The 14,450-nt window shown below is 60.9% G+C and carries 17 protein-coding genes; 5 read left to right on the top strand and 12 right to left on the bottom strand.

Annotated features, from left to right (window positions below):
- Nucleotides 1-218: 218 nt before the first annotated feature.
- Genes K9B32_RS04860 through K9B32_RS04850 form a run of 3 tightly spaced genes read left to right on the top strand, consistent with a single transcriptional unit; the run spans nt 219 to nt 2,745 of the window.
- On the top strand, nt 219-959 hold the full coding sequence (locus K9B32_RS04860; RefSeq protein ID WP_224560787.1) for a metal ABC transporter ATP-binding protein: 741 nt from the start codon (nt 219-221) through the stop codon (nt 957-959).
- On the top strand, nt 956-1,828 hold the full coding sequence (locus K9B32_RS04855) for a metal ABC transporter permease (protein WP_224560786.1): 873 nt from the start codon (nt 956-958) through the stop codon (nt 1,826-1,828). Before K9B32_RS04860 ends, K9B32_RS04855 begins: the two co-directional genes overlap by 4 nt.
- Nucleotides 1,829-1,845: 17 nt before the next feature.
- Nucleotides 1,846-2,745: a metal ABC transporter solute-binding protein, Zn/Mn family gene (locus K9B32_RS04850; RefSeq protein WP_224560785.1), complete on the top strand. Its 900-nt coding sequence runs from the start codon at nt 1,846-1,848 to the stop codon at nt 2,743-2,745.
- Nucleotides 2,746-2,779: 34 nt separating this feature from the next.
- Here K9B32_RS04850 and K9B32_RS04845 read toward each other — a convergent pair whose 3' ends face one another.
- Nucleotides 2,780-3,088 (bottom strand): Dabb family protein, encoded by a 309-nt coding sequence (locus tag K9B32_RS04845; RefSeq protein ID WP_007793088.1) that lies wholly within the window; start codon nt 3,086-3,088, stop codon nt 2,780-2,782.
- Nucleotides 3,089-3,344: 256 nt separating this feature from the next.
- Here K9B32_RS04845 and fdhA point away from each other — a divergent pair, with 256 nt between their 5' ends.
- Nucleotides 3,345-4,535 (top strand): formaldehyde dehydrogenase, glutathione-independent, encoded by a 1,191-nt coding sequence (gene fdhA / locus K9B32_RS04840; protein WP_007793093.1) that lies wholly within the window; start codon nt 3,345-3,347, stop codon nt 4,533-4,535.
- 68 nt (nt 4,536-4,603) lie between these two features.
- On the opposite strand, the gene K9B32_RS04835 is transcribed toward fdhA, so the two are convergent.
- From K9B32_RS04835 to K9B32_RS04810, 6 genes are all read right to left on the bottom strand, one after another.
- On the bottom strand, nt 4,604-5,407 hold the full coding sequence (locus K9B32_RS04835) for an endonuclease/exonuclease/phosphatase family protein (protein WP_224560784.1): 804 nt from the start codon (nt 5,405-5,407) through the stop codon (nt 4,604-4,606).
- Between the two features lie 94 nt (nt 5,408-5,501).
- The gene (gene rnhA, locus K9B32_RS04830) at nt 5,502-5,942 is read right to left on the bottom strand and encodes a ribonuclease HI (RefSeq protein WP_007793101.1); all 441 of its coding nucleotides are present in this window, start codon (nt 5,940-5,942) and stop codon (nt 5,502-5,504) included.
- Entirely contained in the window at nt 5,939-6,904 is a 966-nt protein-coding gene (locus tag K9B32_RS04825) for a homoserine kinase (protein WP_224560783.1), read from the bottom strand. The genes rnhA and K9B32_RS04825 overlap by 4 nt, the downstream gene beginning before the upstream one ends.
- Before the next feature lie 108 nt (nt 6,905-7,012).
- On the bottom strand, nt 7,013-8,014 hold the full coding sequence (gene ispH / locus K9B32_RS04820; RefSeq protein ID WP_224560782.1) for a 4-hydroxy-3-methylbut-2-enyl diphosphate reductase: 1,002 nt from the start codon (nt 8,012-8,014) through the stop codon (nt 7,013-7,015).
- Between the two features lie 62 nt (nt 8,015-8,076).
- Nucleotides 8,077-8,826, bottom strand: coding sequence for an SURF1 family protein (locus K9B32_RS04815; protein ID WP_224560781.1), 750 nt, complete (start codon nt 8,824-8,826; stop codon nt 8,077-8,079).
- Nucleotides 8,819-9,202, bottom strand: coding sequence for a DUF983 domain-containing protein (locus K9B32_RS04810; protein ID WP_224560780.1), 384 nt, complete (start codon nt 9,200-9,202; stop codon nt 8,819-8,821). Before K9B32_RS04810 ends, K9B32_RS04815 begins: the two co-directional genes overlap by 8 nt.
- A 131-nt stretch (nt 9,203-9,333) precedes the next feature.
- Here K9B32_RS04810 and K9B32_RS04805 point away from each other — a divergent pair, with 131 nt between their 5' ends.
- Nucleotides 9,334-9,975 (top strand): chloramphenicol phosphotransferase CPT family protein, encoded by a 642-nt coding sequence (locus K9B32_RS04805; protein ID WP_224560779.1) that lies wholly within the window; start codon nt 9,334-9,336, stop codon nt 9,973-9,975.
- Between the two features lie 62 nt (nt 9,976-10,037).
- Here the strand turns inward: K9B32_RS04805 and K9B32_RS04800 are convergent, their stop codons facing one another.
- The 5 genes from K9B32_RS04800 to ctaD all read right to left on the bottom strand — a co-directional run bounded on the left by K9B32_RS04800 (nt 10,038) and on the right by ctaD (nt 14,446).
- A complete protein-coding gene (locus tag K9B32_RS04800; RefSeq protein WP_007793120.1) occupies nt 10,038-10,916 on the bottom strand; it encodes a cytochrome c oxidase subunit 3 in 879 nt (292 codons plus the stop codon).
- A 58-nt stretch (nt 10,917-10,974) separates the two neighbouring features.
- Entirely contained in the window at nt 10,975-11,580 is a 606-nt protein-coding gene (locus tag K9B32_RS04795; protein ID WP_037082775.1) for a cytochrome c oxidase assembly protein, read from the bottom strand.
- Nucleotides 11,577-11,717, bottom strand: coding sequence for a hypothetical protein (locus tag K9B32_RS04790; protein ID WP_224560778.1), 141 nt, complete (start codon nt 11,715-11,717; stop codon nt 11,577-11,579). The genes K9B32_RS04795 and K9B32_RS04790 overlap by 4 nt, the downstream gene beginning before the upstream one ends.
- A complete protein-coding gene (locus K9B32_RS04785; RefSeq protein WP_132588475.1) occupies nt 11,717-12,673 on the bottom strand; it encodes a heme o synthase in 957 nt (318 codons plus the stop codon). Before K9B32_RS04785 ends, K9B32_RS04790 begins: the two co-directional genes overlap by 1 nt.
- Nucleotides 12,674-12,742: 69 nt before the next feature.
- Nucleotides 12,743-14,446 (bottom strand): cytochrome c oxidase subunit I, encoded by a 1,704-nt coding sequence (gene ctaD / locus K9B32_RS04780; protein ID WP_224560777.1) that lies wholly within the window; start codon nt 14,444-14,446, stop codon nt 12,743-12,745.
- Nucleotides 14,447-14,450 lie beyond the last annotated feature (4 nt).

The following is a 14,450-nucleotide window of genomic DNA, read 5'->3' as shown; positions in this document are numbered from 1 at the left end:
TTTTTTGTTTCGCCGCTTAATTTCAGGCATTGCCATTTTTTCGCCCAATTTGTTATAACATAACACGTAATGTTATTACATTTTGGTACCAGCATGCGTTTCTCAAAGTTTCAAAACTCTCAGCGCCTGATGGCACTCTCCGCCGGACGTCGTGTCTTCTTAGTCGCTTTAATCTGTATCCCGCTCTGGGCGGCGATCCATTGGGCAACGCTGCTGCCATGAGCGACATCGCGATTGAGCTTGAGGATCTGACCGTCGCCTACGAACGGCATCCCGCCGTGCATCATGTTTCCGGAACGATTGCGGCCGGCAGCCTGACTGCGATTGCCGGCCCAAACGGAGCCGGCAAATCCAGCCTGTTGAAAGCCATCATAGGAGAGCTCCGTCCCTCCTCCGGCACAATAAGGCACCGGTTGAAGCGCACGGATTTCGGCTATCTGCCACAGGCAGCAGACATCAACCGCCGCTTTCCGATCTCGGTGCTCGACACGGTTCTGTTGGGATCCTGGCGGCAAGCTGGAGCCTTCGGAAACATTTCATCGGCCGACCGCGGCAGAGCGCACGACGCACTGGGCGTGGTGGGGCTGGAGGGCTTTGAACGGCGGAGCATCGCATCGCTGTCGGCGGGCCAGTTTCAACGCGTGCTGTTTGCGCGACTGCTCCTGCAGGACGCGAGTGCCATTCTTCTTGACGAGCCGTTCACGGCCATCGATGGCCGCACGACTCGGGATCTTCTGGAGATCGTTGCGGACTGGCATGGCGAAGGTCGAACGGTCCTTGCCGTCCTGCACGATTTCGAGCAGGTCCGTGCCCACTTTCCGCGAACACTCCTGCTTGCGCGCGAAGTTATCGGCTGGGGGGCAACGGCGGATGTCATGTCTCCGGCGAACCTGCGCAAAGCGCGGGTGATGGCCGAGCGGTGGGACGAGAGCGCCGGTGTTTGCGAGCCCGCGAGATGACCGCCTACGATCTCCTTCTCGCGCCCTTCGCCGATTATGGCTTCATGCGCCGCGCGCTTATCGCTTGCCTATGTCTGGGTCTTGGCTCCGGGCCGATCGGGGTCTTCCTGATGCTACGGCGAATGAGCCTCGTCGGCGATGCGATGAGCCATGCCGTGCTGCCCGGCGCGGCCATCGGCTACCTTGTGGCCGGCTCGCTCTCGCTGACGGCGATGGGCCTCGGCGGGCTTGTTGCCGGGCTTTCTGTTGCACTGCTGTCCGGCATGGTCAGCCGCGTAACGTCCTTACAGGAGGATGCGAGCTTTGCCAGCTTCTACCTGTCCTCGCTGGCGCTCGGCGTGCTCATCGTTTCGTTACGCGGTTCGAATATCGACCTGTTGCACGTCCTGTTCGGCACCATTCTCGCGATCGACGCGCCTGCCCTTTATGAGATCGGCGTCATCAGCACGGTGACCCTGATGACGCTCGCGATCATCTACCGGCCGCTGGTCGCGGAATGCTTCGATCCCGGCTTTCTCCGGGCCATCGGCGGGCATGGACCGATCTATCACTTTCTCTTCCTGCTATTGGTGGTGCTCAATCTTGTCGCCAGTTTTCAAGCCTTGGGAACGCTGATGGCGGTCGGGCTGATGATGCTGCCGGCGGCGATCGCCCAGCTCTGGTCGCGTAGTCTACCATCGATGATGGCGATTGCGGCTGCGAGCGCCACTGCCTCCGGCTATCTCGGGCTCATCGCCTCCTACCATCTCGAATTCGCCTCCGGCCCGACGATCATCATGACGGCGGCGCTGATCTATGGCCTTTCCATCTTCCTCGCCCCGTCGGGCCTTGCCCGGCGGTATTTCCCTCGCCCGCACCTGAAGGGCTGACAACCCTGGAGACCCTCATGATTTCCCGCAGACTGCTTTTCTCAGTGATGCTCCCCGCGCTCGTGGCGTTTTCGACGACATCGGCGTCTGCCGCGACGCTGAAGGTCGTCGCGTCCTTTACGGTGCTTGCCGACGTGGTCCGCCAGGTCGGCGGCGACCGTGTGACGGTCACAAGCCTCGTCGGCCCGAACGGCGACCCCCATGAGTTTGAACCGTCGCCGAGCGACGCGAAGACCCTCAATGCGGCACAGGTGGCTTTCGTCAGCGGCGAGGGTCTGGAGGGCTGGATGGACCGCCTGATTACCGCCTCAGGCTACAAGGGCAAACCGGTCGTCGTCTCGGAGGGGATAAAGTTCCGCACCATAGACGAGGACGGGCAGACGGTCACCGATCCGCACGTCTGGAACAGCCCGGTCAACGTCAAGGTCTGGGTCGCCAACATCGAGCAAGCGCTCGCGAAGGCCGCGCCGGCGGATGCTACGGCGTTCAAGACCAATGCCGAGACCTATCTGAAGAAGCTCGACGCGCTCGATGCCTACGCACATTCGCAGCTCGAGACCATCGCTGCCGCCCATCGCAAAGTCCTGACCAGCCACGACGCCTTCGGCTATTTCGGTCGCGAGTATAGCGTGCAGTTCCTCGCCCCGATCGGCGTCTCGACGGAGAGCGAAGCCTCTGCCGCAGATGTTGCCAAACTGATTGAGCAGATCAAGGCTGAGCACGTGAAGACGTATTTCTTCGAGAACTCCAACGATCCGCGCCTCGTCAGGCAGATCGCAAGGGCGACGGGGGCAGAACCCGGCGGCGAGCTCTATGTCGAGTCTCTTTCGGACGCCAAGGGGCCGGCATCAACCTACGAGAAGATGTTCCGCTACAATGTCGACCAGCTCGTTGCGGCAATGGCAAAGGCTAGCTGATGACAAAAGCTGGGCCGTGCAACGCGGCCCAGTCTCAATAATTGAGATCGAATACGATCAGGCCGCCCAAGCCGCCGTCCGTCGAGGAGACGATGCGCTCGCCGACGCCGACATGCTCTGGATGCACGAGGTAGGCGTCGCGCGCCTCCGCACTTTCGAAGGTCACGGCAAAACCGTCGACGTAGCCCGCATGCAGCCCCTCCGGCGAGACATTCGGGCCATACTTGATATCGATGATGCCGGGAATCACCTGCTTCAATGCGACGATCGCGTCAAACAAGGACTGCTTTTCTTCCCCTGTCATGGCTGCCTTCAGCCGCATTAGCACGCAGTGCAGGATCATGTGGTAACCTCCCGGATCCATTTTCAGGCGAGCATAAGGAGAAACGTCGCAGGGGCAAGTGACAAGAATGTGCCGTTTTGAAGACATCCCCATCTGAATGGCCTCGGCAAACGCCGGTGCGCAAGACGCGGCCAATTCGGCGCCGTAAACCGTCGTAAATGGAACTGCGCGTCCTACATTCTCGTCTAATCTGTCGGTATCCAGTGCGGGGAAGAGGAGCCCTGCACTAGACACATTTTCAACGGAGGAGATGGAAATGAGCAAGAACCGAGGCGTCGTCTACATGCGGCCGGGCAAGGTCGAAATCCACGACATCGACGATCCGAAGCTTGAGGCGCCCGATGGCCGCCGCATCGAGCACGGCGTCATCCTGAAAGTGATTTCCACCAACATCTGCGGGTCGGACCAGCACATGGTCCGCGGCCGCACCACTGCCATGCCTGGCCTCGTCCTCGGTCATGAAATTACCGGCGAGATCATCGAAAAAGGCATCGACGTGGAGATGCTTCAGATCGGCGATATCGTCTCCGTGCCATTCAACGTCGCCTGCGGCCGCTGCCGTTGCTGCAAGTCGCAGGACACCGGCGTGTGTCTGACGGTCAATCCGTCGCGCGCCGGCGGCGCCTACGGATATGTGGACATGGGCGGCTGGATCGGCGGGCAGGCCCGCTATGTCACCATTCCCTACGCTGATTTCAATCTGCTGAAATTCCCCGACCGCGACAGGGCCATGGAGAAGATCCGCGATCTGACCATGCTCTCCGATATCCTGCCAACCGGTTTCCATGGCGCGGTGCGCGCTGGTGTTGGCGTGGGATCCACCGTCTATGTCGCCGGCGCCGGCCCGGTCGGGCTTGCGGCGGCCGCCTCTGCCCGCATCCTCGGTGCTGCCGTCGTGATGATCGGCGACTTCAACAAAGATCGCCTTGCCCATGCCGCCAAGGTCGGCTTCGAGCCGATCGACCTGTCGAAGAGCGACCGGCTTGGTGACATGATCGCGCAGGTGACCGGCAGCAACGAAGTGGACAGCGCCATCGACGCCGTCGGCTTCGAGGCGCGCGGCCACAGCGGCGGCGAGCAGCCGGCGATCGTTCTGAACCAGATGATGGAGATCACTCGCGCGGCAGGCTCGATCGGCATTCCCGGCCTTTACGTGACCGAGGACCCCGGTGCTGTGGACAATGCCGCCAAGCACGGCAACCTGTCGCTGCGCTTCGGCCTCGGCTGGGCAAAGGCACAGTCCTTCCATACGGGCCAGACACCGGTGCTCAAGTACAACCGCCAGCTCATGCAGGCGATCCTGCACGACCGGTTGCCGATCGCCGACATCGTCAACGCCAAGGTCATTCCTCTCGAAGATGCAGTGCAGGGTTACGAGAGCTTCGACCACGGCGCGGCAACGAAGTTCGTGCTCGACCCGCACGGCGAAGTCGCCAAGGCAGCATAGTCGACAAGCCTCCCAAGGCTCGGCGCAGCGGATGCCTCCTGCACCGCTGCGCCATCCTGCAGTGTTCCCTACGCGATCTCCAGCAACAGGGCCCGATGGTCGGAAACCTCGGGCTCTTCAATGACGTCGAACGCCACGACGTCAACGTTTGCTGTGATCAGCATATAGTCGGCGTAACGGCCTTCCTTGACGTAGTGCGAGGTTCGCGTATCCGCGTGACCGCGCGAGGTCACTAGGTCGGTGAGGCCGAGGTCGGCAAGTACGCTGAACGTGGCACTACCGGGGAGCACATTGAAATCGCCACAGACGACCAGCGGCTCGCCTTCGCGCCATATGCGGCGGATGAGAGCAATCAAAGCATCCGCCTGCCCGCGGCGTGCAGCCGTGTCGCCCTTGCCGGCAAGCTCACGCAGGCCATGCAGCTGTGCGACGGTGATCGGGCGGTTAGCGGCGTAGTCGAAGAGCCTGATGCAATGGGCGTTGCGCGGGCGCGGGTGCTCGCCATATTCGTCGGCGGAGAAATCGCCATGCACGAAATCCATCGCGTGACCGATGGCGGGATAGGTACCGCGCAGGAAGGTGGCGAGGCCGAATTCGGACCAAACCTGCCGATCACCATTGAACAGCGTGCCGCGCGCCGTTGGCGCGAAGAAGGCGTCGTGATGGGGAAGGATCGCCTTGATCTCTTCGAAGAGATTGGCGCGCTGCGGCAGGATGTGGCTGCCGTCGCGATATTCCAGCCAGTCTGAGGCGACGCTGACCGAGCGGGTCACTTCCTGCAGGCAGAGGACGTCAGGATCGGCATCGCGAAGATACCGGATTAGCGGCGCATAGAGCTTGCCGCCCCAGGCGTTCAGCGAGATCACACGCACCGTATCCCTCCTCATGCTGTGATTCAAGCGCTTGCCGGATTGATTCGGCGAAACGCCTCATGTGGCTGTTTTTACGCGGGCTGAGCCGACGCCTCTAGCGTTTCTTGAACGGCTCCATCCCCTTGCGGGCGAGCTCGTCGGCGCGCTCGTTTTCCGGATGGCCGGCGTGCCCCTTGACCCAGTGCAGAGTGACCTTGTGCCGGTTGCGGGCTTCCTCGAGCGCCTGCCAGAGCTCGGCGTTCTTCACCGGCTTCTTGTCGGCGGTCTTCCAGCCGTTCTTCTTCCAGCCGAAGATCCACTTGGAGATACCGTCCTTGACATAGACGCTGTCCGTGTAGAGGTCGACCTCACAGGGCGTCTTTAGCGCTGACAAGGCGGAGATCGCTGCGAGCAGTTCCATACGGTTGTTGGTTGTCTCCGCCTCGCCGCCGAAGAGTTCCTTTTCCACCTCGCCGTAGCGCAGCACCGCCCCCCAGCCGCCGGGGCCGGGATTGCCCGAGCAGGCGCCGTCCGTGAAGATATCGACGTGCTTCATGCTGCAAGCCCATATTCGGCGGCAGAGGCGATCTGCCGATGGAAGCGCAGCTTGCGCAGATATTCGAGCGGATCCTTCTTGGTGACCAGCGCACCCTCGGGCGTTGTCAGCCAGTCATAGAGGCGCGTCAGGAAGAAGCGCAGCGCCGACCCGCGAGCCAGGATCGGCAGCGTGGCCAGTTCGGCATCGCTCAGCGGCCGGACGCTCTGGTAGCCTTCCAACATCGCCATCCCCTTGGTGATGTTGTAGGCGCCGTCCTTTTCGAAACACCAGGCGTTGAGGATGATCGAGACGTCGTAGGCAAGCAGGTCGTTGCAGGCGAAATAGAAGTCGATCAGGCCTGACAGATCGTCGCCGAGGAAGAAGACGTTATCGGGGAAGAGATCGGCGTGGATGACGCCATCCGGCAGATCCTTCGGCCAATGGGCGGCGAGGAAATCGAGCTCACTGTGGATTTCGTTCTTCAGCCCCTTTTCCACCTCGTCGGCGCGGGCTTCCGACTTCTCCCAGAGCACTTTCCAGCCATCGACGGATAGCGCGTTCGGGCGCTTCAGTTCGAAGCCTTCACCGGCGACGTGCATCTGCGCCAATGCCTTGCCAACTTCCCGGCAATGTCTGGCCTCCGGCTTGCGCAGCCACATGCCTTCCAGGAAAGAGATCAGCGCTGCCGGGCGATCGGAAAGCGTGCCGAGCAAGGCGCCGTCCTTTCTGGGCAGCGGCAGCGGGCAGGACAGACCGCGGGCGGCCAGATGCTGCATCAGCCCCAGGAAGAAGGGCAGATCGTTCTTCTCGACGCGCTTCTCGTAAAGGGTGAGGATCAGCGGGTCCTTGGTGGTGTGCAGCAGGAAGTTCGAGTTCTCGACGCCTTCCGCGATGCCCTTGTAGGACAGCAGCGTGCCCGCATCGTACTCCGTCAGGAACCACTTCAAATCGTCTTCGGAAATATCGGTATAGACTGCCAATTTACGTCCCGCGAAAATGTTTGATCAGTTAGCCACCGCCGGGTCCGGGCGCTGGCAGGCGCTACAAATCGTCCCCCGCCAATTGCTCTCGCTAGGCGGGATTGCGGTTCACCCGTTCACCCACGCCATATCCTCATGCGTCAGCTCTATGTTGCGCAGTTCGCGGTTGACGAGGAAATGCTCGTTTTCCTGAACCGTCTCAGCAAGCTCGACCTTGGCCTCGAAGCGTGCGCGGAAGGCCTCGATGATCTCGTTGACGATCACCTCGGGTGCCGATGCGCCTGCGGAAAGCCCAAGCGTGGAGATCGGGCCGATCTCATCCCAATCGAGCTCCGAGGCGCGTTGCACGAGGAGCGACTTCTTGGCCCCTGCCCTGAGCGCCACCTCGACGAGCCGCTTGGAATTCGACGAATTCGGCGCTCCCACGATGATGAAGAGGTCGCAGCCGGGCGCTGCCTGCTTGACCACTTCCTGGCGGTTGGTCGTGGCGTAACAGATCGAGTCGGCTGCCGGCGCCGTCAGGTTGGGGAAGCGTTCCTGCAGGCGCGCGATGACGCCGGCGGTGTCGTCCACCGACAGGGTCGTCTGCGTCACAAATCCCAGGTTGTCCGGGTCTGCGGGCTCATAGGCGTCGGCATCCTCGACGGTCTCGATCAGGGACACGGAGCCCTCGGGCAACTGACCCATCGTCCCGATGACTTCAGGGTGACCGGCATGGCCGATGAGCACCACATGGCGGCCGAGGCGGTTGTGGCGCATCGCCTGCTTGTGAACCTTCGACACCAGCGGGCACGTGGCATCGAGATAGAAGAGATTGCGGGCGCTCGCATCTTCCGGCACGGATTTTGGAACACCGTGGGCGGAAAAGACGACCGGCTGCTCGCGGTGCTCTTCAGGGATCTCATCGAGCTCCTCGACGAAGACAGCGCCCTTGGCTTCCAGGCCTTCGACCACATACCGATTGTGGACGATCTCATGGCGGACATAGACCGGCGCGCCATAGGATTTCAGCGCCAGCACGACGATCTGGATAGCGCGGTCGACGCCGGCACAAAAGCCGCGCGGTCCGCAGAGCCTGATCGTCAAAGGGGGTTTCGCCGCAATATTCATGTCTGTTCCGGTTCATAGGGATAGGGCTCTCTAGCCCAATATAGGCAAGAATTGAAGCGATACTATTGCGCTGGACCGCGCTTACGGAAACGGGCGACCCCGACGATGATCACGAGCGTTGCTGCAAGCCCATACCATGTGAAGGCATATTGCAGATGATTGTTGGGCAGATCGACATCGGTGACACCGCCGATCGGCAGCCCCTTCGGATTTGGGGTATCGTCCGCATCCACGAAGAAGGGAACGACCTCAGCCTTGTCGAGTTCGACGCTCGACACCATCACGTCGAGGTCCTTCCAGTAGAAGATGTTCTTGGTGACGTCGTTATCGGGCACGACCCAGGATGGCTTGCCTGCTAGTTTCGCGCGGGCAAGACCGGTGACCGTCTGCTGATCGGTCAACTGGCCCTGCATCCGCATTTCCGGTTCCTTGTTCTCGTAAGGAACGAAACCGCGATTGACGAAGAGATAGCGGCCATCGGCAAGCTGCAGTGGCGTGTAAACGTAAAAGCCCGTTCGGCCGTGCCAGGTGGCGAAGAAGTGCCGCTCCTTGCTGTTGACGTATTCGCCGCTGACCGTGACGTGGCGATAATCGATATCCTCGCCCTTTGCCGCCAACGCTTCGATATCTGCAAGCGATGCCGGCGGCGCCTGGCGGCGCTCGGCGATATCGGCGAGCAGCTTTTCCTTCCACTGCAGCCGCTCGACCTGCCAAGTGCCGAGCGAAAGGAGGATGGCGAGCGCAATAAGCACCGCGATGCCGGTGAGAACCGACCGCTTTCGGCGAGACGCCGAAACATGAATTTCAATCACGCGAAAGACGCCCTTCCCTGGCGTTGTGGCGATACTGCATCGCGATCAGGATCCCCTTGCACCAGCGAAGCGCAAGCAGGGAGAGAATGATGGTCAGGGGGCCGAACAGCAGAATGTGCAGCCAGATCGGCGGCGCGTAGTTGACCTCCAGCCACAGCACCGAGCCGATAACGATAAAGCCAACAATGAGAATGACGAACACCGCTGGGCCGTCGCCGGCATCGGCAAAGGCGTAGTCGAGACCACAGGCCGAGCAGCTCGGCCTCAGGGCCAGCAGGCCGTTAAAGAGCTTTCCCTGGCCGCAGCGCGGGCAGCATCCCTTGATGCCTGTCTTCACCGGATCGACCGGTGGGAAATGCGCGCTGTCCTCGTTCATGCCATCCTTCCAATTGCCTATGGCCAACCGGGGCCTCCGCCATAACTCACCCATAAAGTATTCGCAGAGGGAAAGGAAATACCTGCGCTCTTTCGCCTCAGCGATTCGCGCCAAACAGAAGAAGAAAACTGATGACATACGACAGCTCGGCCGGACAGATCGTCATTCTGAACGGCGCCCCGCGCAGCGGAAAATCGTCGATCGCCAACGCGATCCAGGAGCACTTCGACGGCCCCTGGATGAACCTCGGCGTCGACACCTACAACGACATGACCCCGGAACGTTATCTGCCGGGGATCGGGCTGCGCCCGGGCGGGGAACGCCCCGATCTTGAGGAGATGGTTCCGTTTCTCTATGCGGCGCTCTACGAGTCGATCGCCATTCATGCCGGGCTCGGCCTCAATGTGGTGGCCGACCTCGGCCATCACGACAGCTACTCGCAGCCGCTCGGCATTCTCGCCGATTGCGCGCGCCGGCTTGAGGGATTGCCGGTGCTTTTCGTCGGCGTCAGATGTCCGATCAAGGTCATCATGAAAAGGCGGAACATCCCTGTGCCTGGGGGGCATGCGCTTTATGTCCGCGCGACCGAAAGCGACGCGGTCCCCCATCCCGTCCAACTCTGGCAGGAGCAGGTTCATATCCCCGGCATCTACGATCTTGAGGTGGACACCTCGGTGCTGACGCCGTTGGAATGCGCCGAAGCAATCCGGCAGCGCCTCGACCTCGGCATTCCTGAACCCTCCGCATTCGAGCGGATCGCCGCCATGCGGTGATCGACAAAACAAAAAGGGCGGGTGCCGTGGCACCCGCCCTTTTCAGTTCCGTGACCTGCAGCTCAGCCCGCAGCCAGTGGCGCGCCCCAGCCGCCCCAAACATAGATGCAGAAGAACAGGAACAGCCAGACAACATCGACGAAGTGCCAATACCAGGCGGCCGCCTCGAAGCCGAAATGCTGCTTCGGCGTGAAGTCGCCGCGGATCGCGCGCAGCAGGCAGACCAGCAGGAAGATGGTACCGACGAAAACGTGGAAACCATGGAAACCGGTGGCCATGAAGAAAGTCGCGCCGTAGATCGAGTTCTTGAAGGCGAACGGAGCGTGAGCGTATTCGTAGGCCTGCACGGCGGAGAACAGGACACCGAGCAGAACGGTCAGCGTCAGGCCCTGGATCAGGCTCCTGCGGTCGTTATGCAGCAGTGCGTGGTGCGCCCAGGTGACCGTCGTGCCGGACAAAAGCAGGATGACCGTGTTGTAGATCGGCAGGTGCCACGGATCGAGGACCTCAATGCCTTTCGGCGGCCACTGGCCACCAGTGTAGGCGAGGCGCGAGGCCTGTATCGCTTCATTCGGGAAGAGGCTCGCGTCGAAATAAGCCCAGAACCAGGCGACGAAGAACATCACTTCCGAAGCGATGAACATGATCATGCCGTAGCGCAGGTGCAGCGAGACGACGCGCGTATGGGCGCCCTCATGCGCTTCCTTCACGGTGTCCGACCACCAGCCGAACATGACGTAGAGAATGATCGCAAGGCCGATGAAGAACAGCCACGGATGAGCCCACTCGACGCCGAAGAGGTGCAGCGAGCCGCCGTTGAGATAGCGCATGTAGCCGACGCCGCCGAATGTAATGACGAACGCGCCGATCGAAGCCAAGAGCGGCCACGGGCTTGGGTCGATGATGTGGTAGTCGTGATGTTTCTGATGAGCATCAGCCATGTAAGCTATCCCCGGATCTCTTCCTCTCCGCTCCGGCATAGCCGGAAACGAACCTCAATCAAAGTTTCTTTTCAAGCTTTACCGTTCTACCCTCATTCGAAGCCAGCGGCTTCGGACCCTCTTTGGGATAGAACGTATAGGACAAGGTAACGGTGTGGATATCCTTCGATTCCACAGCCTTGGTAATATCAGGATCGATATAAAAAACGACGGGCATTTCGAGCTTTTCGCCCGGCTTCAGGACGGTTTCGTTAAAGCAGAAGCACTGCACCTTGTTGAAATAGGCGCCGGCCTCCCCGGGGGTCACGTTGAACACAGCCTGGCCGCGCTGCGGCTCGTTCGACTTGTTCACGGCGACGAAATTCACCTGAATGGTTTCGCCAATGCGCGGATTGACCTCGCGCTCGACCGGCTTGAACTCCCAGTCGAGACCCGGCGCAATATTGGCATCGAAGGTGACCCGCATCTTGCGGTCGAGAATCACACTGGAGGCCTGCTCGACGCGCTGCGTCGTCCCATTGTAGCCGGTGAGCTGGCAGAACATCCTGTAGAGCGGTACCGCGGCATAACTGGCTGCGCCCATGCCGAAGACGAAGGCAAGGCACATAAGAACGATGGCGCCGTTGTTGCGCGGTTTCCTCGGTGCGCTCTGCATCTCGCTCATCCCATGTGCCCCGACGTAAACTTCACGATCGTAATCGCGTAGAAGAGCACGACCAGGCCGCCCAGAACCAGGCCGAGAGCGACGTTGCGGTTGCGGCGCGACTTGCGCTGCGTTTCCGTAAGCTTGACGACGTCCATTAGAAAATGCCTCCCGCATGTGAAACGAGCACGGCCGCAAGCCGGTCGAACATCAGGGCGGAGAAAATCGCGAAGAGATACAGGATCGAGAAGCCGAAGAGCTTCTTCGCCGGGATCATCTTCTCATCGCCGTCCGGCATCCGCCAGACGGCGATGGAACAGTAGATAAAGATTGCGCCTAGCGCGGCGGCAACGAGGCCATAGCCGAGGCTCGCAAAGTCGAGCGCCGTCGGCAGCACGCCGCAGATCGCCGTCAGTACGGCGTAAGCGACGATCTGATGCTTGGTGGTGCGCTCGCCCGAGACATTAGGCAGCATCGGGACGCCGACCGCCTCGTAGTCTTCCATCTTGAACAGAGCCAAAGCCCAGAAGTGGGCAGGCGTCCACAGGAAGATGATCATGAACAGCACGAAGCTTTCGATCGTGACGGTACCGGTCACGCAGGCCCAACCGATCATCGGCGGGAAGGCGCCGGCTGCTCCACCGATGACGATGTTCTGCGGCGTCGAGCGCTTCAGCCACATCGTGTAGATCACGGCGTAGAAGAAAATCGTGAAGGCGAGGATCGAGGCTGCGAGCCAATTGACGGCGAGGCCGAGGATCGTCACCGAGAAACAGGAAAGTACCAGACCGAATGCCAGCGCCTCGCGTGGAGCGATGCGGCCAGCCGGGATCGGACGCTTGGCGGTGCGGGTCATGATCGCATCGATATCAGCGTCGTACCACATGTTCAGTGCGCCGGAGGCGCCCGCGCCGATAGCGATGCAAAGGATGGCGATGAGGCCGAGTACCGGGTTGATGTGCCCAGGGGCCATAACGAGACCGGCAAATGCCGTGAAGACCACGAGCGACATGACACGCGGCTTCAGGAGCTCGAAATAATCGCGCGCACTCGCCTCCGACAGGCGGAACTCGCCGTCGTGTGCCAGAGCTTTGCGATTGCCGATTACTGTCATTCTCTTGTCCTGCAAACCTATAAGCCGACCGCCGCACTGTAACACGCGGCGGTCGCAATTTCTCGCATCTTACTTGATGCGCGGGAGCTGTTCCCACTGGTGGTAGGGCGGCGGCGAAGACAGCTGCCATTCGAGCGTCGTTGCGCCCTCACCCCACGGATTGTCGCCGGCAACGCGCTTCTTGGCGAAAGCCTCGAAGACGCCGATCAGGAAGATCAGCACGCCGACGGCCGAGATGTAGGAGCCGATCGAGGAAACGTAGTTCCAGCCAGCAAACGCATCCGGATAGTCGATGTAGCGGCGCGGCATTCCGGCGAGGCCAAGGAAGTGCTGCGGGAAGAACACCAGGTTGACGCCGACGAACATGACCCAGAAGTGCAGCGTGCCGAGGAACTCGTTGTACATGTAGCCGGTCATCTTCGGGAACCAGTAGTACCAGGCAGCGAAGATGGCGAAGACGGCGCCGAGCGACAGAACGTAGTGGAAGTGAGCCACGACGTAGTAGGTGTCATGCAGCGAGCGATCGAGACCGGCATTGGCGAGCTGAACACCCGTCACCCCACCGACCGTGAACAGGAAGATGAAGCCGATCGCCCAGACCATCGGCGTGCGGAAGCTGATCGAGCCACCCCACATCGTTGCGATCCAGGAGAAGATCTTCACGCCCGTCGGTACGGCGATGACCATCGTTGCAAACACGAAGTAGCGCTGTGCATCGAGCGACAGGCCGACCGTGTACATGTGGTGCGCCCAGACGACGAAGCCGACGGCACCGATCGCGACCATGGCGTAGGCCATGCCGAGATAGCCGAAGACCGGCTTCCTCGAGAAGGTCGAGATGATGTGGCTGACGATGCCGAAGCCCGGCAGGATCAGAATGTACACTTCCGGGTGACCGAAGAACCAGAACAGGTGCTGGTAGAGGATCGGGTCACCGCCGCCTTCCGGTACGAAGAAGGAGGTACCGAAGTTGCGGTCGGTCAGCATCATGGTGATGGCGCCGGCGAGAACCGGAAGTGACAGCAGCAGCAGGAAGGCGGTGATCAGCACCGACCAGGCGAAGAGCGGCATCTTGTGCAGCGTCATGCCCGGAGCGCGCATGTTCAAGATCGTGGTGATGAAGTTGATCGCACCAAGAATCGAGGACGCACCGGCAATGTGGAGCGCAAAGATCGCAAGATCGACTGCAGGACCCGGCGTGCCCGAACTCGACAGCGGCGGATACATCGTCCAGCCGCCGCCTGCGCCGTAAGCGCCGGCGGGACCTTCAACGAACATCGACAGTATGAGCAGAAGGAAGGCCGGAACGATCAGCCAGAAGGAAATGTTGTTCAGACGCGGGAACGCCATGTCAGGCGCACCGATCATGATCGGGACCATCCAGTTGGCGAAGCCGCCGATCATCGCCGGCATGACCATGAAGAAGATCATGATCAGCGCGTGAGCGGTGGTGAACATGTTGAACATCTGCTTGGCGCCGTCGATGGCGGCGTCGCCTTCGTAGCCGTAAACCATCGATGCCAGACCGTGGAAGATCTGGATGCCAGGCTCCTGCAGCTCCATGCGCATGGCAACGGAAAGCGCGCCGCCAATGATGCCGGCGATGATCGCGAAGATCAGGTAAAGCGTGCCGATGTCCTTGTGGTTCGTCGAAAAGAACCAGCGATTGATGAAACTCGGCTTGTGCGAGTGATCGTGGTGGTCTTCATGGGCGTGCGCGCCATGAGAATGATCATGCGAGTGATGATCGTCGTGTGCGGAAGGTCCAGCCATGTCC

The organism is Rhizobium sp. 3T7, assembly GCF_020166565.1.
GTDB lineage: Bacteria > Pseudomonadota > Alphaproteobacteria > Rhizobiales > Rhizobiaceae > Rhizobium.
Note: the sequence above shows the minus strand (reverse complement) of the source record. Positions and strands in the feature narration are given on the sequence as shown.